This is a genomic window from Formosa sp. S-31 (genome assembly GCF_051172795.1).
Lineage (GTDB): Bacteria > Bacteroidota > Bacteroidia > Flavobacteriales > Flavobacteriaceae > Formosa.
Window position 1 is genome coordinate 198,758 of record NZ_JAENDK010000008.1, and the last position, 19,886, is coordinate 218,643.

General features: G+C 37.8%; 18 protein-coding genes. All 18 read right to left on the reverse strand.

Annotated elements, in window-relative coordinates:
* Position 1: 1 nt before the first annotated feature.
* The 18 genes from I3217_RS10505 to I3217_RS10590 all read right to left on the reverse strand — a co-directional run bounded on the left by I3217_RS10505 (position 2) and on the right by I3217_RS10590 (position 19,810).
* Positions 2 to 859, reverse strand: a complete 858-nt coding sequence (locus I3217_RS10505; RefSeq protein ID WP_435049714.1) for a pseudouridine synthase — start codon at positions 857 to 859, stop codon at positions 2 to 4.
* Positions 860 to 922: 63 nt separating this feature from the next.
* Entirely contained in the window at positions 923 to 1,828 is a 906-nt protein-coding gene (locus I3217_RS10510) for a geranylgeranylglycerol-phosphate geranylgeranyltransferase (RefSeq protein ID WP_435049715.1), read from the reverse strand.
* A gap of 48 nt (positions 1,829 to 1,876) precedes the next feature.
* Positions 1,877 to 2,806, reverse strand: coding sequence for a mevalonate kinase family protein (locus tag I3217_RS10515; protein WP_435049716.1), 930 nt, complete (start codon positions 2,804 to 2,806; stop codon positions 1,877 to 1,879).
* A gap of 146 nt (positions 2,807 to 2,952) precedes the next feature.
* A complete protein-coding gene (locus tag I3217_RS10520; protein WP_435049717.1) occupies positions 2,953 to 4,053 on the reverse strand; it encodes a diphosphomevalonate/mevalonate 3,5-bisphosphate decarboxylase family protein in 1,101 nt (366 codons plus the stop codon).
* A 4-nt stretch (positions 4,054 to 4,057) separates the two neighbouring features.
* Positions 4,058 to 4,594 carry a DUF1697 domain-containing protein gene (locus tag I3217_RS10525; RefSeq protein WP_435049718.1) on the reverse strand — a complete coding sequence of 179 codons (537 nt, stop codon included), beginning with the start codon at positions 4,592 to 4,594 and terminating at the stop codon, positions 4,058 to 4,060.
* Complete coding sequence (locus tag I3217_RS10530) at positions 4,591 to 5,808, reverse strand: NAD(P)/FAD-dependent oxidoreductase (RefSeq protein WP_435049719.1); 1,218 nt, start codon at positions 5,806 to 5,808, stop codon at positions 4,591 to 4,593. Before I3217_RS10530 ends, I3217_RS10525 begins: the two co-directional genes overlap by 4 nt.
* Entirely contained in the window at positions 5,805 to 6,494 is a 690-nt protein-coding gene (locus I3217_RS10535) for a glycerophosphodiester phosphodiesterase (RefSeq protein ID WP_435049720.1), read from the reverse strand. Before I3217_RS10535 ends, I3217_RS10530 begins: the two co-directional genes overlap by 4 nt.
* A 10-nt stretch (positions 6,495 to 6,504) precedes the next feature.
* The gene (locus tag I3217_RS10540; protein WP_435049721.1) at positions 6,505 to 7,371 is read right to left on the reverse strand and encodes an acyl-CoA thioesterase; all 867 of its coding nucleotides are present in this window, start codon (positions 7,369 to 7,371) and stop codon (positions 6,505 to 6,507) included.
* Positions 7,372 to 7,667: 296 nt separating this feature from the next.
* The gene (locus I3217_RS10545) at positions 7,668 to 8,009 is read right to left on the reverse strand and encodes a YtxH domain-containing protein (RefSeq protein WP_435049722.1); all 342 of its coding nucleotides are present in this window, start codon (positions 8,007 to 8,009) and stop codon (positions 7,668 to 7,670) included.
* Between the two features lie 108 nt (positions 8,010 to 8,117).
* Complete coding sequence (locus I3217_RS10550) at positions 8,118 to 9,074, reverse strand: aldo/keto reductase (RefSeq protein WP_435049723.1); 957 nt, start codon at positions 9,072 to 9,074, stop codon at positions 8,118 to 8,120.
* A gap of 69 nt (positions 9,075 to 9,143) precedes the next feature.
* Entirely contained in the window at positions 9,144 to 10,715 is a 1,572-nt protein-coding gene (locus tag I3217_RS10555; protein WP_435049724.1) for a protein adenylyltransferase SelO, read from the reverse strand.
* Between the two features lie 6 nt (positions 10,716 to 10,721).
* A complete protein-coding gene (msrA, locus tag I3217_RS10560; RefSeq protein ID WP_435049725.1) occupies positions 10,722 to 11,261 on the reverse strand; it encodes a peptide-methionine (S)-S-oxide reductase MsrA in 540 nt (179 codons plus the stop codon).
* Entirely contained in the window at positions 11,254 to 11,709 is a 456-nt protein-coding gene (gene msrB / locus I3217_RS10565) for a peptide-methionine (R)-S-oxide reductase MsrB (RefSeq protein WP_435049726.1), read from the reverse strand. Before msrB ends, msrA begins: the two co-directional genes overlap by 8 nt.
* A gap of 78 nt (positions 11,710 to 11,787) precedes the next feature.
* Entirely contained in the window at positions 11,788 to 13,311 is a 1,524-nt protein-coding gene (locus I3217_RS10570; protein ID WP_435049727.1) for an alpha-amylase family glycosyl hydrolase, read from the reverse strand.
* A 66-nt stretch (positions 13,312 to 13,377) separates the two neighbouring features.
* Positions 13,378 to 15,054 carry an alpha-amylase family glycosyl hydrolase gene (locus tag I3217_RS10575; RefSeq protein ID WP_435049728.1) on the reverse strand — a complete coding sequence of 559 codons (1,677 nt, stop codon included), beginning with the start codon at positions 15,052 to 15,054 and terminating at the stop codon, positions 13,378 to 13,380.
* A gap of 1 nt (position 15,055) precedes the next feature.
* Positions 15,056 to 16,948 (reverse strand): alpha-amylase family protein, encoded by a 1,893-nt coding sequence (locus I3217_RS10580; RefSeq protein ID WP_435049729.1) that lies wholly within the window; start codon positions 16,946 to 16,948, stop codon positions 15,056 to 15,058.
* A gap of 27 nt (positions 16,949 to 16,975) precedes the next feature.
* Positions 16,976 to 17,911: an alpha/beta hydrolase gene (locus I3217_RS10585; RefSeq protein ID WP_435049730.1), complete on the reverse strand. Its 936-nt coding sequence runs from the start codon at positions 17,909 to 17,911 to the stop codon at positions 16,976 to 16,978.
* 3 nt (positions 17,912 to 17,914) lie between these two features.
* Complete coding sequence (locus I3217_RS10590) at positions 17,915 to 19,810, reverse strand: glycoside hydrolase family 13 protein (RefSeq protein ID WP_435049731.1); 1,896 nt, start codon at positions 19,808 to 19,810, stop codon at positions 17,915 to 17,917.
* Between the last annotated feature and the right edge of the window lie 76 nt (positions 19,811 to 19,886).

The window sequence follows — 19,886 nt, forward strand, 5'->3', positions numbered from 1 at the left end:
TTTACAACATCTTAAGACCGATAATCTCTTTCTCTGTAAGGTGTTTCCAATGTCCTCTCGGGATATCCTTTTTTGTTAGGTGCCCTATACTTACACAGTCTATCTTTTCGATGTCGTATTTTAAATAATCGAAAATTGTACGAATTATTGTATTGCCGGTATTTTTAATTTTTAAACCTATTTCTTTCTTGGAAGCGCCATCAATATAACTTATTTCTTCCACCTCGATAAGTTTACCTTCTATCTTCATTCCTGCCTCAATTTTCTTAAAATCTTCATGTTTTAAGTTCTTATCCAATTCTATATGAAATAAGCGAGGCACTCCGTTTTTAGAATTAGTAAATTTCTTAACCACATCCTCATCGTTGGTAAATAAAATCAAGCCTAAAGAATTACGCCCTAATCGTCCGATAGGTTTTATTCTGGAAGGCGTTGCATTAGCAACAAGATCCATTACCGTTCTTCCCTTACCTTCACTAGTCGTTGTAGCGAATCCTTTTGGTTTATTAAGCAACACATAAGCTTTCTTTTCCGGATTAACGCGTCCGCCATCATATCTCACTTCATCATTAGGCTTCACCTTATAACCCATTTCGGTAACCACTTTTCCGTTTACAGTAACCAGTCCAGTTGCAATATGCACATCGGCTTCCCTTCTGGAACAAATTCCTGAATTTGCCAGATATTTATTTAAACGTACTTCGTCCGGATTGGAAGGCTTGGCAGCCGGCTTAACTTCGCCGGTTTGACCTTGTTTTTTTATAGGAGCATTGCCTCTTGCATAACTTTTACTTCGCGTATTATTTGAACCACGTCCTGAAGTTTTTCCTTTTCTATGACTACCTTGTTGTCTGCTCATGTGAGATAAATTTTGTACAAAGATAAACTATAATTTTTCGATTCTAGAGTTTTAATACACCTTTTAAAAAAGTCGATTTAAAACCACATCAACATCAATCAATAAGACACTAAACACCCCCGAAACAATTATAAATTTTAAAATATTATGAAGAATCAGATACTGCTTTTTTGTTTTAGAACGCCATAATAACCATACAAAAACCGCTAGCAAAACCATGGTAAAATAAAAGAACAAAGTCATATGCCCTACATCATACCTTGTAAGCAGGAAATAAGTTGGCACAAGAGTTAGTAAAGCCAAAACAGTTAACATGATTTTAGAATAATGTTCGCCGTAAACAATAGGAATGGTTTTATAATTCTGAGCCAGATCTCCCGTAATATTTTCCAGATCCTTCGTTAACTCTCTCATAGAAACGATTAATATAAGATACGTGGCATGCACAAAAATAACATGCTCAAAATTCTTATAATAAATAAAAATAGCGAAGAAAGGCACAATAGTAAGGATAGCCGAAATTACGTTTCCTACAAATGGTAATTTCTTAAGCTTATGAGAATACAACCAAATACCAAAAATATACAAAGAGAAAAACACAACGGCTTTAAACGACACATAACTTGCCATTATAACTGCGAGTAAATTCAAGACAAAATAAAACGAGAGTTTAGTATTCTGACTAATTAATCGGTCCAGCATCGACTTTTGCGGACGATTAATTAAGTCCTTTTCCGAATCGTAAAAATTATTGATTATATAACCTCCTGCTATGGTTGCAGAAGAAGCCAGCACCAGCATCAGTAAATTCTCATCAAAAATAACCTGCCTTATGGGTTTATCATGAGCCAGAATATATACCGCAGTAACATATTGTGCCACTACAACCATGAGCACATTATACCCCCGAACTACAGAAAACATACTGAAAAATTTCAACAAAATATGTTTCTGTTTTCTGTTAAACATATAAGATAAGTTATGGTATTTTAAAGAGAAAGTAAGACAAGGTAAGTATTAAAAATTATAAACAACTTCTAATTTATGGCCTTTTAAGGCGCGCTGAGCCTTGGCAAAATCTTCGGCAAAACCAAGAATATAGCCACCGCCCCCAGAACCACAAAGTTTTAAATAATAATCGTTGGTTTCCAGTCCTTTTTTCCAAAGGTCGTGAAATTGCTGTGGAATCATAGGCTTAAAATGATTAAGCACCACCTTCGACAATTGTTTTGTATTTTGGAATAAGGATTTTATATCTCCTTTTAAGAAATCTTCCACACAGGCATCGGTATGTTTAATAAACTGATCTTTTATCATATTTCTAAACCCTTCCTGCTTCATATTTTCCATGAAAATCTGAACCATAGGAGCTGTTTCTCCTACAATACCGCTATCTATTAAAAACACAGCCCCTTTCCCGTCACTTTTTTGCGAAGGAATTCCCGTGGCTTCAATATTATCTTTTGAATTTATTAAAATAGGCAGACTTAAATAACTGTTTAAAGGATCTAAACCAGATGATTTTCCATGAAAGAAAGACTCCATTTCAGAAAATATAGCCTTTAATTTTAATAATTTTTCACGGGTTAAATTTTCAAGAACCGTAATCTTATTTTCTGCATATTTATCGTAAATAGCAGCTACCAAAGCGCCACTACTCCCAACACCATAGCCCTGAGGGATGGAAGAATCGAAATACATGCCTGATTCTATATCGGCATTTAAAGCAACCAAGTCAAAAGCCACTAAATCTTTATCAATATTCGCCAGGTAAGCGGCAAAACCTTTTAAACTTTCATTCGATTTTTTAGTCGCCTCTGTTGGCGTTTTCATCATCTTTAAGGCTCCATTATAGAAGTTATACGGTATAGACAAGCCTTTGCTATCTTTAATGATACCATACTCACCGAAAAGTAAAATTTTTGAATAAAATAAAGGTCCTTTCATGTTTACCCTTTTGATAATTGACACTGCAAAGTTAACAATTATTATTTAGTAGATTTCACATTACTATGCAATTATACTGCCAACTTATGATTACTCTACAATTTATTTAAAAAACTACAAACCAACAACTTAAACAGAAGTAAAATTTATATTAATTTACACTCTGTTAATTCCTGAGCTCCAAAACCAACCTCATCGCATATAAACTGGTCATTCTGACAATATTTTGCTAATTCACTTTTTATAAAATCAAGAACGGCTTCTTGTTCATGTTTCGGATATAACACATGTACATTGGCTCCTGCATCTAAAGTAAACCCAACATGCAGGCCGGTAGTTTTTCTAAACGCCCAGATTTTATTAATTACTTCCAATGTATTGGGTTTCATTAAAATAAAATATGGCATACTAGTCATCATCATGGCATGTAATGTTAATGCTTCACTCTCTACAAGCGCAATAAAGGCATCTAAATCTCCCGATTCCAGCACAGGCTTTAACGCTTCTAAATTGGCATGAGCCTGCTTAAATCGTTCCGCAGCAAACGGATGACCATACATTAAATTATGCCCCACTGTGCTACTAACCTGTTTTTCTCCTTTATCAACCAGTAAAATAGTATCCTGATACCCTTTAAAATGTTCGTGAACAGGAAACGGATACTTCACACCAAATAAATCAGATCCATCCTGTACAGTAGTATTTGCGCCCCATACAATTAAATCCCCTTCCAGACTTCTACAGGCGGAACCTGACCCTAAACGCGCTAAAAAAGACGCCTTTGTATAAAAAAACGCTTCAGAAATTTCTTCTGAAAGCAATTGTTTTTCTATACTCATTAAACACAAGGCCAGAGCACTCATTCCACTTGCCGAAGAAGCAATTCCCGAACTATGAGGAAAGGTATTTGTAGTTTCTATTTTAAAACTATAATTCTTTAAAAACGGTAAATATTCCACCACCCGATTAAAAAAAGTTTCAATTTTTGGTTGAAAATCCGGCTTATGTTCACCATCTAAAAACACTTCAAAATCAAAATCACCGGCAGATACTTTCTTATTAAAAGTTACTGTCGTTATGGTTTTACATTTGCTTAATGTGAAACTAATTGATGGATTCTCCGGAATTTGGTTTTTCTTTTTCCCCCAATATTTCACTAAGGCGATATTACTTGGAGATTCCCAGGACACCCGGCCTTCTGAAACAGTTTTTGAATACGGCTGAGGAATAAATTGTTGTTCGGTCATGACATTATAAATCTGAGCACAAAGATAACAACTTCTGCATGGTTTTGAAATTTCTCGTAGTTGCCGAAACCTTTAATTTTCGTTCGAAAAAATTATTATTGCATTTGGCATTCCCATAACCTTTATCTGAATAAAAATAAACACAAGACTCTGTGATTATAAAAGTTTCATTATCATAAGTTTCGTCAGACACAGTATGGACTCGTTCAGCATCCGGTTTTTCCTGAAGTAAAGTGAAATAACTTTGCGGAACCTGATGCGTCTCTAAAGGATTGTTATTAAAAATATACTCTAATTCTTCCTGAGTCTTTACTAGTACAGAAACCTCAAAACCAAACTGTTTCAATATTCCTTCTTGTATTACTAATTGTAATGTTTCAACTTCCTGATTTAAGGCTTTAAAAACCACATTACCACTTTGGATGTATGTTTTTACATTTTCAAACCCTAAGTTCTGCATAAGCGTTCTTAAATCAGCCATTGGTATTTTCTTCTGGCCCGAGACATTAATACCTCGCAATAATGCAATGTATATTTTCAATATTGACCTGTTATAGATTTCGAAACAATATATCCTCCAGTCCAGGCATTTTGAAAATTAAATCCTCCGGTAACAGCATCTACATTGATAACTTCTCCTGCCAGATATAAATTTTCATGCAATTTACTCTCGAAAGTTTTAAAGTTTATTTCTTTTAAATCGACACCTCCAGCTGTTACAAACTCTTCTTTGAACGTACTTTTTCCTGAAACCTGAAACACAGCCTGAGTAAGCTGTTTAGCCAGAAGGTCCAACTGATTTTTATTGACATCTCCCCAACGCTTACTGTCATGCATATCGGAAGCCAGAACCAGTTGCTGCCAAAGACGCTTGGGCAAATCGAAAAGGGTTGACTTAAATACCGTTTTCTTTGCTGATTCCTGTTTTACTACTTTTAATTGTTCCAGAACATCCTCTAGACTTTGCCTCACAAAATTGACTTCTATACTAAAATTATAATCGCGTTTAGCGAACTCCAGGGCACCAAACGCCGATAATTTTAAAATTGCTGGTGCACTTAACCCCCAGTGGGTAACTAATAAGGGACCTTCAGAAACCAAAGATGAACCTAAAACCTTAACCTCTACATTTTGTGCAACCACACCTGGAATTGCTTTTAACCTGTCATCTTTAATATTAAATGTAAATAATGACGGTACAGGTTCCACTATAGTGTGCCCCAGCTCCTTCAACAAGTTCCACACTTTAGGACTGCTCCCTGTGGCCACCACCACTGTTTGTGCATAATATTCATCGGTATTTGTTTGTACCCGCCATGAAGTATCAGAATTATATATTCCTTTAACGGCCTGACCTGTTAACACCTCAACCTTATGCTTTTTCACTTGGTTTAAAAAACAATCGATTATGGTTTGCGAAGAATCAGATTCCGGAAATATCCGACCGTCTTCTTCTATTTTCAAACTTACACCGCGTTCTTCAAACCAGCCCATAGTATCTCCAGTCATAAACTGATGAAAAGGACCTAATAATTCCTTTGCTCCCCGAGGATAATATTTTACCAATTCCTGAGGAATAAATTCTGCATGCGTCACATTACAACGGCCTCCACCTGAAACTTTAACCTTACCAAGTACATCTTTTCCGCGCTCCAGAATAACCACACGTAATTCTGGATTTTGCTCAGCTATATTTATTGCTGCAAAAAAACCTGCTGCTCCGCCTCCTATTATTATTACATCATATTTTTTCATACTTGATCGGGCACGTCCGAAATTATGGCATCCACCCCATAATCTTTCATGCGTTCTATGGTTTCTTTATCGTTTACAGTCCACACATTAACTTTATACCCTGTACGATGCGCCAAGGCCACATTATCCCGGGTAACAATAGCAAAATTAGGATGAATAGCTTCTGCTTTAATCGTTTCTGCGAATTCCATAGCTTCAGCCATACTCGCCTTGGTGAGCACGCCCAAAGGTATATTTTCATCGCTATGAAATACAGCTTCCAACTCATGATGCTGAAAACTTGAGACTAAAAAATGGGCATACTCCCAGCCTTTATTCGCAATATAATCTTTAATTATTTCACAGGTTTTACCAGCTGTTTGCTTCCCCTTTAATTCTATATTTAGTATACAGTTTCGATCAATAAGATTCAGGACCTCCTCTAAAGTAGGTATTTCAAACTCACCGTTTACCTTTAGAGCTTTTAATTCCTCTAAACTGTATTTTGCCAGCTCGCCTTCTCCATTGGTCATCCTGTCTAAAGTAAAATCATGAAATACAACAAGCTCTCCAGTGGCACAGGCATGAACATCTATCTCTATCCCGTCAACCTTAAAATCTAAGGCCAGCTGTATAGATTCCAATGTATTTTCTGCCAGATATGCTTTAGCTCCCCGATGTCCCACAACTAAACTTCTTATTTTCATCTTTAACGTATTATTTCGCCATAGGTCGCATTAACCCTTCCTGGGCTACACTGGCAATTAATTTCCCGTCTCTGGAAAAAATATTTCCTTTGGCAAAACCGCGTGCATTCGATGCATTTGGAGTTTCTATAGAATATAACATCCAGTCGTCAAAATCGAAATCTCTGAAAAACCACATGGAATGATCCAAACTTGCCATTTGCGTATTTCCAAAATGCGCTTTACTGGCATGAGGCAATAACGCGGCTGCCAGAATATTATAATCGGAAATATAAGTAAGAATCTGTTGTTTTATGGCCAGGGTAGCATCCGTAACTGGTTGCTTTAATTTAAACCAGACATTAGAATAAGGTGGCAAATTCTCCTTTTTCAAAGGATTAACGACCTCTACGGGTTTAAAAGTAATTGGGCGCTCAATTTCCAGAAAGCGCTTGGTTAATTCAGGTAAAACATGCCCGAACTGCTCAAGCATCTCGGTCCAGCTCAATAACTCTTCCGGCTGTTTTAAACTGGTATTCATTTCAATCTGATGATTGTATCCCGATTCTTCTTTATGAAAGGACGCGGCCAGAATAAAAATGGCTTTCCCGTTTTGACTGGCCAGAACCCGACGTGTAGAAAAACTACCTCCATCTCTAACTTCATTCACACTAAATTCTATAGGAACTTTAAGATTTCCAGCCTCTAAAAAATAAGCGTGAAGCGAATGTAGTACACGCTGATTTGTTATGGTTCTGTAGGCAGCATTTACGGCCTGAGCCAGAACCTGCCCTCCAAACACATTCGGACTTCCAATAGTTTTACTCTTACCTTGAAAAGTTGTAGCGTCTATGGGTACTAAATCCAGAAGATTTAATAATTCGTTCGCTGATTTCATATCGTAGTTATTAAGAATTCAAAATTATTAAAATCATTATTAGTAAACGACCTTTTCTCAGGCTTTCGCTATAAGTTCTTATATGTTTTAACACTAAAAAAACGCCAGACCATACAACTTTGTACAGATCTGGCGTTACCAATAAACTACCAACCAATTTACTATCTTTTCTTTTTCATGTTTTTTATACTAAATCATTTTTTCAACTATTCAGAGCATAGCAAAAAAATACATCTGATTAGATTCGTTTTAATTTTCGGCAAAATCTAATGGAATACTGGTTACTTAAGTTATTTTTAAACGGTTGCCGTTGTTTTGCCGTTAGTTCTAAAATGGCGATTTTTAGTTTTTAAAACCTCTAACTTTTTCTCAAGAGCCTCTATTAAATCATCAGATTTATGACTTGTATCTGTTACAATAGATTCAATCTGATCTTCTAAAGTTCCTTTTTTAACGTTCATTTTCTTTGCTATAGCATCTATGATATCCGATGCCTGATCAGCAAACTTGTTTTTAGTGCTTTCAGCTTCTTTAAGAATGGTTTTACGAGTCTTACTTCCTTTTTCCGGTGCTAATAAAATACCCATTGCAGCTCCCAAAGCTGTTCCTGCTACTACGCCTAAAAATGTATTTCTCATAATATTTTGTTTTTATTGATTAAACTTATAGTACAAATTTAGTCGAGTTACAGCCGGATAGTTAACGCTAAACATTTAAAAATTAACGTAATTAAAATTCAATCTAATTTAGCGCCATTTTAAAGCACTACGTTCGTCCCAATACTTCTGAGATAGCACAGTTAATTGCTGCAAACGATGCACTTCCTGAGTAGACAATTGAAATGAAAGCGCTTTTAAATTATCCTGAAGCTGTCCAGACGTTAAAGCGCCGCTTAAAACAATATCCGGTCCCAGACTATCTATGATAAACCGAATAGCTACAGCATCTACTCCCACATTATATTTTTTAGCCAACCCCCTCAAAGTCTGATATGCTTCTCCATAATGCGGAAATGTTTTATTTTCGAAAACTCTGCCGTTGGCCATGGCTTCCTTAATAATAACAGTGAATCCAAAAGACAACAACGTTTTTAATTTGGAGAAAGCAGCTTGTTCAAAAACATTATAGGTTACTTGAAAACTATCAAATAACAATAAATTTTCTATTTTAATGGAAAGCGCCTTTTCTATTATTTCTACCTGATTTGCTCCACTGGTTGTTACTCCTATTTTTAAACCGGTTTCTGTTTTTATTTTGTGAAGTTGATGTAAAACATCCTCATTTTCAAAAATGCCACTTTCTAAAGTTGCAGAATGTACCTGATAAATTTGTAATGCCGGAAGTAAGGCTTTAGATACCTTCCATTGCTCTAACAATTTAGGAAGACTATGTTCTTTGATTTCGTGTTTGCCTTCATATCCCAGAGTCCAGTTAGCCATATAAGTATAGCCCCATTTTGTACTTAAAAGCACATCCAAAGGCTTTCTGCTTTTATACCATTCGATTAAAAAGGTTTCCCCTTTTCCGTAAGACGGTGCCGTATCGAACACGCGAACACCCTGAGCATAAGCCTCATCCAGAACCTGCATGGCATTAGCCTTGAATACAGTTTCTGACTGTTCAATTTCTTCAGTTTTTATATTGATATATTCCGGTCTTCCAATAGCGGCAAGCCCTAGACCTATCTGGGTATGTTTACTCATCTTCAATTATATTTTAATCGAAGTTACTAAACAAAAAATTGAATTTAAAAGTATGTAAAAATGATTTTATTAAGAACTGCAGGATAACATTGAACAGCCCACTTTATGACGTGCCCATTCCGGACGTCTCGCAAACCATTTTTCAAATTCAGGTTGCTCGGCATATGGCTGCTTTAACAATTGATACAATTCATCTATTAAACTGTAATCACCCTGGTCTGCCTGATCGATAGCCATTTGAGCCATATAATTTCGAAGTACATATTTCGGGTTTACCTGATTCATGACTTTGGAACGTGCTACATCAGAATTAGACTCCTTCTGCAGGCGTTTTGCATAGTTTTGAAACCACGCACTCCATTTATCTGCGATATCCGGAACTAATTCTTCCGGAGCATAAAAAGCATCTTGTATAATTTTTAAGCCACTCTCAGGGTCATGCATTTTAAAATCAGATAATTTCCTAAAGAAAATAGTCATATCGGTTTCAATAAGCAACAGATTATCTTCCAGATTCTGAATCAATTTTAAATCGGAGTCATCCTGTTCTACCAATCCTAATTTAGATCGCATCATTTCCAGAGATTGCTTCTCAAAATTAATTTTATAATCTTCCAGAACATCCTGTAGTCCTTCTGCCTCCTCTATTAAGGGATATAAAGCATTTGCTAATTGATATAAATTCCAAAGCCCGATATTTGGCTGATTCCCGTAACGGTATCTTTTATGCTGACTATCGGTTGTATTCGGCGTCCACCCATAATCGAAACCTTCCAGCCAGCCATAAGGCCCATAGTCTATGGTTAAACCTAAAACAGACATGTTATCGGTGTTCATTACACCGTGTACAAAACCAACGCGCTGCCAATCAATAATCATCTTTAGAGTTCGCTCGGACACAGCTTTAAAAAATGCTAAATATGTATCTTTTGAAGGCGCCCCTAAATCAGTAAAAAAATGTTTTATAGTATAATCTACCAGCGTTTTTAAAGTTTCTGTTTCTCCTCTGGCGGCAAATATTTCAAAGTTTCCGAATCGCAGAAAACTTGGTGCTACCCGACATACCACAGCGCCTTTTTCGTGAGCTGCATTACCGTTATACAACATATCCCGTAGTACCTGATCTCCTGTTAAAGCCAGTGATAGCGCTCGTGTAGTTGGAACTCCTAAATGATACATGGCTTCACTGCACAAATATTCCCGAATGGACGAACGCAGAACCGCCAGTCCGTCTGCAGTACGCGAATACGGCGTTTCTCCAGCACCCTTAAGCTGCAGTGCCCAATGTTTTTGATTATAATCTATTTCGGTTAGGTTAATGGCACGACCATCGCCCAGCTGCCCGGCCCAGTTTCCAAACTGATGCCCACCATAACACATAGCATACGGTCTGGTACCGGCAAGCACTTTATTTCCGGTAAACACATTTAAAAAGTCATCGGTTTGACTTTCCACTTCAGAAATCCCTAAGGCCTCCAGCATCGCATCTGACACGTGAAGCAATTCAGGCTTACGCGTCGTTTTAGGGGTAACATATGAAAAACAAGCCTTATGTACCTGTCGTCTGGTATTTTCATTAACCTGATCGGCAGGAAGTTCCTCTGTAAACGAATTACTAATATGTGCCTTAAAAGTTTCCAATTATAATTACGTTTTTAATTTATCGGCATGCATTTTCCTAAGTTTACTGATTTTAGGGCTAATAACCACGCTGCAATACCCTTGGTCCGGATTATTTTTATAATAGTCCTGATGGTAGTCTTCAGCTTCAAAAAAAGGACCTAAAGGACTTACCTCCGTTACGATTTTATCATCAAAATACTTCTGTGCATTTTCTATTACCTGTTCTGCTATAACTTTCTGTGCCTCGCTGTGATAGTAAATTACCGATCTATATTGGGAGCCTTGATCGGCTCCCTGTCGGTTTAAGGTAGTAGGATCATGACTGGTAAAGAAAATAATTAAAATTTCCTCGAATGAAATCACGCTAGCGTCAAAAGTAACCTGAACCACCTCGGCATGACCGGTTAATCCAGAACATACCTCTCTATAGGTTGGCGTTCCGGGAACCGTTCCTCCGGAATATCCTGAAACCACTTGCTCAACACCTTTTATCTGCTGGAATACCGCTTCCACGCACCAAAAGCAACCACCTCCCAGTGTTGCTACTTCCCATTGTTTATTCATTAGTATCCTCCTCTAAAATTATAGATTCCGAATTAACACAATACCGCAATCCGCTAGGTTCTGGTCCGTCTGGAAACACATGCCCCAAATGTGCATCGCAGGTATTACACATGATTTCTACGCGTATCATGCCGTAACTGGAATCCTTTTCGTATTTCACAGCGTTTTCTTTTATGGGCTGTGTAAAACTAGGCCACCCCGAACTGGAATTAAATTTAATCGAAGAATCAAACAGCGGATTATTACAACATACACAATTGTATTTTCCTGCATCGAAAGCTGAACATAAGGCACCAGAATGTGGCGCTTCAGTTCCCTTTTGCCTTGTAATTCTATATTGTTCCGGCGTTAATACATCTCGCCATTCGGCATTAGTCTTTTCTACTCTAATATCGGGTTCCGGATTTCCATTAACCGCGAAATCTATAATATGTTTCCATGTAAGCATACGCAAATTAATAACAATTATATGGATTAGAGTTAGTCGAAATACCATTAAAAAACTAACTCAAACAGACACAACACCTTATTTACGTAGAAGTATTTTGTACTCCCATGGTTTGAATTCAACCTTATCTGTTGGCACCACAAATTCTGTACCCGACATATAATCCAGATATGGCTTGTTAATCATTTCAAAACGTTGAGGTTGATCTGAAAAATTCCCTACAAAAGTCACGCTGTTTTTTCCTTTACTTCTGGTTAATAAGATAACATTCGGATTTCCGGTGTCAAAACTTAAAGATGATGCTTTATCCTTACCTCCATTTAAAGCGGGATTAGTTGCTTTTAACTGCCCTAGTTTTTCCAATACAGGCCACATTTTTCCCGGAGTTCTGCCAATGGAATCTTTCTCAAAAAACTTTAAACGATGATCCAGATCGTATTCCTGCCCCGAATAAATTAATGGCATTCCCGGAACAATATAACTGTACGCCAGCATCAATTCAGACGCATCTCCCATACGTTCGGTAACCGTTCCGTTCCATGAATTTTCGTCGTGATTAGTAACAAAATTCATAAAAATATCGTCAGCCTCATAATCGGCAAACAACTTGGTCTCATAACTTTCCCAATCGGTTATTTTCTTTTTACCCTGGGCAATATCATTCATCAAGGCATGGCCTTTCCAGGCATACACCATATCGAATAAATTATCTTTTAACAATTCTGGTTCTTCGGCTTCGGCGAGCATAAACAAGAGCTTTTCCTTACGTAGTTCAGGGATTGCTGTTTCCCAGAAATCAACCGGGACAGACCCCGCAACATCGCACCTAAACCCGTCTACACCTTCTTCCGTTACCCAGTATTTCATATCAGCAATCATCGCTTTACGCATGTCGGGGTTGTCGTAATTTAAGTCGGCTACATCTGCCCAACCCGCCAGGCTACCATCATTATTTAAAGCCTCTGAAATTTCTCCATCCTTATTCTTATTATAATATTCCGGATGTTCTGTAATCCACTTATGATCCCAGCCCGTATGATTAGGCACCCAATCCAGAATAACATACATGTTGTTATTGTGAGCCGTGGTGACCAGATTTTTAAAATCCTGCAGCGTTCCAAATTCCGGATTTATTCCAGTATAATCAGAAACGGCATAATAACTCCCCAGCATTTTTGCGCGTTCTTCAGGATCTTCAATTTCACTGGCAAACTGGCCCCCTGTGGCTTTTCTTTTCGTTTCAGAAATCGGAAAAACCGGCATCAACCAGATAATTTTTACACCCAGGGCTTTTAATTTTGGAATATCTGCAGTAAACGCATTAAATGTACCTTCTGAAGAATACTGCCGAATGTTAGCCTCATAAATTACGGCATTTTCCATCATGGCATCCGATACCGGAGCGATTTCGTTAGTCGACGCTACAACATAAGGCATATCATCATCGACTTTGATACCAGTCGTATCAACTTCGATTCCTGAAGCTCCAACAGGAGCTTCTTCAGGATGGATACCATCTAATTCGGGGGTAGTGTTTCGAGTTTCATTTTTACAAGCAGCTAATACCAGCATAACACCTGCTAACACATAAATTCTTTTCATTTTGGGTGATTTTAAATTAATAACTCTGTAAAATTCAAAGCAATAGCACCCTAAATTTATGCATTTTTAACGAGCTAATTCTAAAAGCACCGTATCGAATTCTGAATTTATACTAAGCTTTCCATTCTCAACAACAGAGGACTGTCCGGAGTAAGCATCGCGAACCGTATCACCTTCAGAGAAAATACTGGTAACAGGAATATCTTTAACTCCTGGCTTAAGGTCTAAAGCGATAACAACAGCATCTTTAAATGGTCCTTGCTCGTAAGTTCTAGCAAACACATATGGCATTCCGGAAAGCATTTTATGTTTACCTGCTCCAACAGCCGGATGCGCCGCTCTAAATTTTCCCAATTTTTGCCAACGGGTTAAAACCTCCTGAGTGTTTGAATCAGATTCTATGGCTTCCCAATTCATAAAAGAACGCAAATTAGCATCTCCAACCGCATCTTTAACCTCCAGGATTCTTGCCGATTCGTCTCCGTAATAAATTTGAGCAGCTCCGGGAGACAACAGTAAAAACTCTGCTGTTTCCTTAGTTTTTTCTCGTTTAGGATCAAATGGCTGACCATCGTCATGAGAGCTCAAATAATTCAAAACACTATAACCGTTTAAATTACCATGAAGCAAAGAATCGTACTTTTTAAACAAGCTTTCTTTATTTAACTGCAAGGCATCCCATTTAAATTCGAAATTGATTAAACTATGAAAAGCTTTATCGAAATAGTCTACTTTTTTATCACCAAAATCAAAAGCATGTCCTGCACTAATACCATAATTGTACACTTCTCCAACCAGATAGAACGGATTATTATCTAAAACCTTATCGGGATTATTTAATTTAAAATTTGAAAAAGCATCATCGCATACCACTTTGAATTCCTGCCACACATAAGGTTCTGTGTGTTTAACGGTATCTACACGATAACCATCTATACCGAATTCGGTGATGTAATCAGACAACCATTTCATGATATAAAACCGAGGCGCTCTGGGGTAGCCGGTTTTCTCGAAAAACGTATTTAAAGATGATATTTCCTTATCGTATCTCCCTTCCTTTTTCCACTTTTCAATAAGCTGAGGAGGCAACTCTACATTTTCGCTATTCTCTGTTTTTACATCCGGTAAATTCTCTACCAGTGTACAGGTTACCGTATTATCAAAATTCGTGTAGTCGCAGGCAGGTCCTGTTCGCACCCAGTCATCAGGCCATACAGAATCTTTATCGGTTACTGGCCCTGTATGATTTATTACAGCATCCAATACAATACGAATACCTTTGCTATGCGCAACTTCTACCAGTCGATGCAAATCTGCCTTCGTCCCATAGTTAGGGTCTAGATTCGTCCAGTCCTTTGTCCAGTAGCCATGAAAACCATAAGTCACCCCCGTGCCTTCGTCTGTCCCTCCATGGATCTGCTCGACAATTGGGGTCATCCAAATGGCATTAACTCCTAAATCGGTGAAATACCCTTCTTCTATTTTCTGAATAACGCCTTTAATATCTCCGCCTTCAAACCCGCGTAACACTCCTGTGCTTTGATCCCGACCAAAATTAACATCGTTTAGAGGGTCCCCGTTATTAAACCTGTCGGTTAATAAAAAATAAATGGTAGCTGCACCCCAGACAAAAGGTGCTTTAACTTCGTGCGCAGGGGCTTCAACAACACCTTGTTTTGAATTATTTTGACATCCTAAAAGCATAATTCCTAAAATTAAAACGGAGATAACTGTTTGCTTCATATTACTGTAATTTAAAAATAAAAGACTCCAATGGTTTTACTGCTATTTTCGCCATTGCACCATGTTCTGAAACCTCCAATTTGGTAGTGTAGTTATTGTATAACAAATCGCGAAGCTCATATTCTCCTTGCTTTAAGCCCCAGGCTTCTACAATATGAGGTGGTAATTTAAATACAAATTCTGTACCGTAGTGGGCGTCGAAATTATTAACTATCAGAAGTTTTTCGTTATCACTCCAGCGCACAAAAGAAAATTGTTTAAGGCCGTAATGCTCGGTATGATCTGTGTTATAAGAATGCGTCTCTGCGTAATGCCCCATAAGCGCTTCACTGGAAATGGTTATATTTAACAGGCGTTTATAAAAATCGCGAAGTTTTAATTCTTGTTCTGAAGACTGACCGCCATCAAACTGTTTATTATTTACCCAGCGTCGTAAAGTTGGCACACTACCGTAATCGAATATTGAAGTTCTCGAAGGATCGCCAAACCCTAGATCTTCTGCTCCGGGTTCACCCAGTTCCTGCCCAAAATAAATTAAAGTTGGCGATGTACTAATTGTTGCAGACACCACCATTCCCGGTTTAGCTGTACTTGGATGCCCTACAAATTCAGGACTTGAGATACGCTGTTCATCATGGTTTTCCAGAAAATGCAACATATGGTGTTCGATATCGCTTAATTCATTTTGAATCGGCACGATATAATCGGTTTTTCCATAGCCTTGCATAATATGCTTCAAGGTATCATAGAGCTGTACTTTATCGTACAAATAATCCATTTTTCCTTTTTTAATATAATCGCGATACAAACCGGGATTATACACTTCAGCCAGTAAAAAGGCTTTCGGATTTTTCATTTTGATAGCCGAATTCATATAACTCCAGAATTCTACAGGTACCATTTCGGCCATATCATAACGAAAGCCATCAACATCCTTATCTAGCCAGTACATTGCAATATCTTTAAACTTTTTCCAGGAATCGGGAACTGTTTTATCACTCCAAAACTCGTAGTGAGCTTTATAATCGGCATTATCGTAACCTTCCGGCAGACGATCAAAATCGTACTGTCCATCGGGAGACACACCGTAATTAATTTTAACAGTCTCATACCAATCGTTAGCATCAGGCTGAGATAAACGCGACCCATTTCCGGTCCACTTTGCCGGATTTTCTTCAAACTTCCCATCGGCCAAAGCATTTTTATCTCCTCCTAAAGGCTGATATCCATCACGCCATTCGGGTAATTTAAACGCTTCCCCCGGATTGTAATAGAAATTATTATTTACATTATAGGTTACCGATTTATCGTCATCTTCTCCAAAACTGGAAACACCTTCCGGATTCGTAATACTATGGTAGTTTCTGGCCACATGATTAGGCACTATATCTATAATAACTTTTAAACCTGCATCGTGAGTACGTGCAATTAAAGCCTCAAATTCCTCCAGTCGTTTCGATACGTCCTCTGCCAGATCAGGATTTACATTGTAATAATCCTTTACAGCATAAGGCGAACCTGCACGCCCTTTAACCACATCCGGATCGTCATTAGATATTCCAAATTCAGTATAATCTGTAATCACATCATGATGCGGCACACCCGTATACCAAATGTGAGTAACACCTAAATCTCTTATTTCCTGTAATGCTTTTCGTGTAAAATCATTAAATTTTCCGACCCCGTTTTCTTCTATGGTGCCCCAGGGCTTGTTCGTTTCGTTCGTATTCCCAAAAAGGCGAGTAAACACCTGGTAAACAACTTCTTTTTTTCGCAATGTATCTATTACTTCTGTAGTGTCTGAATTCATAGATTCTGATTTTTTAGGTTCTTTTTCACAACTTAAAAATACAAATAATATAAGCGACACAGATAGGATATGACCTTTAAACATACTCAGTTTTACTATTTTCAGTTATTATTAAGGTTTAAGCAGAAAACGCAATGGAACATCCAGACGTTTTTGCCAGGACAACTCCGAATGATCTGCTCCTTCATACTTTAAATTTTTAAAATTTGAATCATGATACCCCGCCTTTAAGAACAGTTGATTTACGGAATTCTCGAACGCAGGATAATATTTATCCAAGGTTTCTGTTCCAAAATCAAAATACAACTTATGGGTTTCAGGCACTGGCATATGAGCATTTATATACTCAAAAAATGCCTTTGGGAATCCGAGAGACTTTTCCGGATCGCCTCCCGGCCAGTGTGTCGAAATACAGGCTGCTCCGCCAAAAATTTCCGGATATTCGCAAATAGCGTACCAGGACATTAATCCGCCCATACTCGAACCAGCTACAAAAGTATTTTCCCGATCTGGAAGTGTGGAATACACTTTATCGACAAATGGCTTTATTTCTTTTACCAGATATTTTAAATAATTGTCTCCGTTAAACACTATATCCGGATTATCTGCTCTAGCATACGACCAGAATTTAGTTTTTTCTGAAGCATTTAAATAATCAATCGCTTTTTCCGGAAACAAATCGGCATAACGCGAACCCGAAATATTATGAATGGCAACAACAATAAAATCTTTTACTTTTCCTGTTTTCATTAATTGTGATGACACCTCATCGACCATCCACTCCTGATGATTCCAGGTTACTGTAGTATCAAACAACATTTGTCCGTCGTGCATATAGAGTACGGCATACTTTTTAGTCCTGGAATACCCCTCGGGCAACCAGACATCTACCGTTCTTGGCGTAATATATTCTGAAGGAAATTTAGAAACTCTAAACAGTTTTCCTGATGAAATTTGAGCATATGGCAATTCAAGTGCTTCAATGTTCTGAGCTTTTGAGTTTAAACTAAAAAGCACAAATAAAACCAGTAGCCATAAGCCTTTCATATCCTATTTTTTAGTTGTTAACAGCACCGGACCTTTAGCTTCTAACTTTAAGGTCTTAGTCCAGTGCAACGTTTTTCCTGAAATAATATCTTTTAAGGTTTTCCCGTCTAACCCCAGTTCGCTGTAATGCTCTAAATCCAGAGTCACCGATTCCGAATTTTTATTCAAAATGAACACTACAGTTTCATCACCTGCTATTCGCGCCAGCACATATACCCCATCTTCCGGAGCAAAATGCAAGGTTTTTCCGTTTTTAATCGCCTCGCTTTGTTTCCTGTAGTTCAATATCGTTTTTACAAAGCGCTGCATTCCTGCCTGATCTTCCGTAAGTCCATCTCCCGAAAACGCATCGACGGCATCCCCATTCCAACCTCCGGGAAAATCGGTTCTTATAAGACCATGATCGTGAGGTTTAGCAGTGTTCTGCATTAAAATTTCGGTACCGTAATACATTTGAGGAATCCGCGGCATAACAAAAATATAGCCCAGCGCCATTTTAGTATTTATTACGTTCTCCTTTAACTGAGTAAACACACGATCCATATCGTGATTATCTGGAAAAATCAAAATATCCTCCGGTTTAGTATATACAAAATCATTAGCAAGTCCTTCGTACATTTTAACCAAACCTGTACCCCAGGTTTCTTCTTCGTTTAAGGCATTTACTATGGCTTCCTGCATTGGGAAATCCATAGTCGATTTTAAATGCGATTCGTACCCATCCTTATTAGGCGTTCCGGTTTGCCAGTAACGCACCAATAATGGATTTACACTCCATTCTTCGCCAACAATACTAAAATTAGGATACTCGTTCATGATAGCTCCGGCCCAATCACTCATAAATGCCTTATCGGGGTACGGATAAGTATCCTGACGAATACCTCCCAGATTTAAGGTTTCTATCCACCAGATATTATTTTGAATGATGTATTTGGCCATAAAGGGATTTCTTTGATTCAAATCCGGCATAGCGGGAACAAACCACCCTTCGCTCATCTCTTTCTTATCTATTTTCGAAGCATACAAATCCTGATTGGCAGTCCTCCTGTGATTGGAGTTTTTAAGACTTCCATTTGTCTTATAAGCCTCTTGCTGATTGACCCAATCCTCGAATGGTAAATCTTTCATCCACCAGTGTTCGCTTCCGCAATGATTGGCAACCATATCCATAATCAGTTTCAGGCCTCGTTCGTACATTTCGTGAGATAATTCCTGATATTCTTCTAAAGTTCCGAAACGCGGATCGACCTGATAAAAATCGGTCATGGCATAACCGTGATAGGAAGATTCCGGCATATCGTTAGTCAACACTGGCGTTGGCCAGATTGCGGTAAATCCAAGGTCATGAATATAGTCCAGATGATTTATTATTCCGCGAATATCTCCACCATGTCTTCCATAATCGTTACTACGGTCCAGCACTTTTTCATTCATATTTACATCCACATCGTTAGATGGATTACCATTAGCAAAACGATCTGGAGTAATCAGATAAATAGCGTCGGAACTATTAAAACCGACATAATCTTTCGAAGCTTTTTCTCGAGATTTTAACTGATATGCATATACCTGATTTTTTCCTTTTTTAGATTTAAAAACAATATCAAAAGTTCCGGACTTAGCACTACTAGCTATTTTTAAATCGATAAATAAGTAGTTTTTACTTTTTGCCTGGTGCACTTTTGTAATACTAACTCCAGGGTAATTTATTTCGGGACTGGTCTCACCAATCTCTGGCCCATTGACCAGTATCTGTAATTCACTGGTTTTGAATCCCACCCACCAGTTTGGTGGTTCGACATGGTTAATCTGTGCATGCATAGCCAGATTGAACAACAAAAAAAGGACTAAAAAACCTGTTTGTTTTAATTTTAATGATACTTCAATATTTAAACTCATAACCTTTTTTTTTCCAGATTTAATTTGTTGTTTTACTTAATAACAGATATATAAATTCTATAAGAATTACCAAAAA

Excerpts from the sequence above, each read along its gene's own strand:
- I3217_RS10505 (WP_435049714.1), bottom strand. The coding sequence starts at position 859 with ATGAGCAGACAACAAGGTAGTCATAGAAAAGGAAAAACTTCAGGACGT.
- I3217_RS10510 (WP_435049715.1), bottom strand. The coding sequence starts at position 1,828 with ATGTTTAACAGAAAACAGAAACATATTTTGTTGAAATTTTTCAGTATG.
- I3217_RS10515 (WP_435049716.1), bottom strand. The coding sequence starts at position 2,806 with ATGAAAGGACCTTTATTTTATTCAAAAATTTTACTTTTCGGTGAGTAT.
- I3217_RS10520 (WP_435049717.1), bottom strand. The coding sequence starts at position 4,053 with ATGACCGAACAACAATTTATTCCTCAGCCGTATTCAAAAACTGTTTCA.
- I3217_RS10530 (WP_435049719.1), bottom strand. The coding sequence starts at position 5,808 with ATGAAAAAATATGATGTAATAATAATAGGAGGCGGAGCAGCAGGTTTT.
- I3217_RS10535 (WP_435049720.1), bottom strand. The coding sequence starts at position 6,494 with ATGAAAATAAGAAGTTTAGTTGTGGGACATCGGGGAGCTAAAGCATAT.
- I3217_RS10540 (WP_435049721.1), bottom strand. The coding sequence starts at position 7,371 with ATGAAATCAGCGAACGAATTATTAAATCTTCTGGATTTAGTACCCATA.
- I3217_RS10545 (WP_435049722.1), bottom strand. The coding sequence starts at position 8,009 with ATGAGAAATACATTTTTAGGCGTAGTAGCAGGAACAGCTTTGGGAGCT.
- I3217_RS10550 (WP_435049723.1), bottom strand. The coding sequence starts at position 9,074 with ATGAGTAAACATACCCAGATAGGTCTAGGGCTTGCCGCTATTGGAAGA.
- msrA (WP_435049725.1), bottom strand. The coding sequence starts at position 11,261 with ATGAATAAACAATGGGAAGTAGCAACACTGGGAGGTGGTTGCTTTTGG.
- msrB (WP_435049726.1), bottom strand. The coding sequence starts at position 11,709 with ATGCTTACATGGAAACATATTATAGATTTCGCGGTTAATGGAAATCCG.
- I3217_RS10570 (WP_435049727.1), bottom strand. The coding sequence starts at position 13,311 with ATGAAAAGAATTTATGTGTTAGCAGGTGTTATGCTGGTATTAGCTGCT.
- I3217_RS10575 (WP_435049728.1), bottom strand. The coding sequence starts at position 15,054 with ATGAAGCAAACAGTTATCTCCGTTTTAATTTTAGGAATTATGCTTTTA.
- I3217_RS10580 (WP_435049729.1), bottom strand. The coding sequence starts at position 16,948 with ATGTTTAAAGGTCATATCCTATCTGTGTCGCTTATATTATTTGTATTT.
- I3217_RS10585 (WP_435049730.1), bottom strand. The coding sequence starts at position 17,911 with ATGAAAGGCTTATGGCTACTGGTTTTATTTGTGCTTTTTAGTTTAAAC.
- I3217_RS10590 (WP_435049731.1), bottom strand. The coding sequence starts at position 19,810 with ATGAGTTTAAATATTGAAGTATCATTAAAATTAAAACAAACAGGTTTT.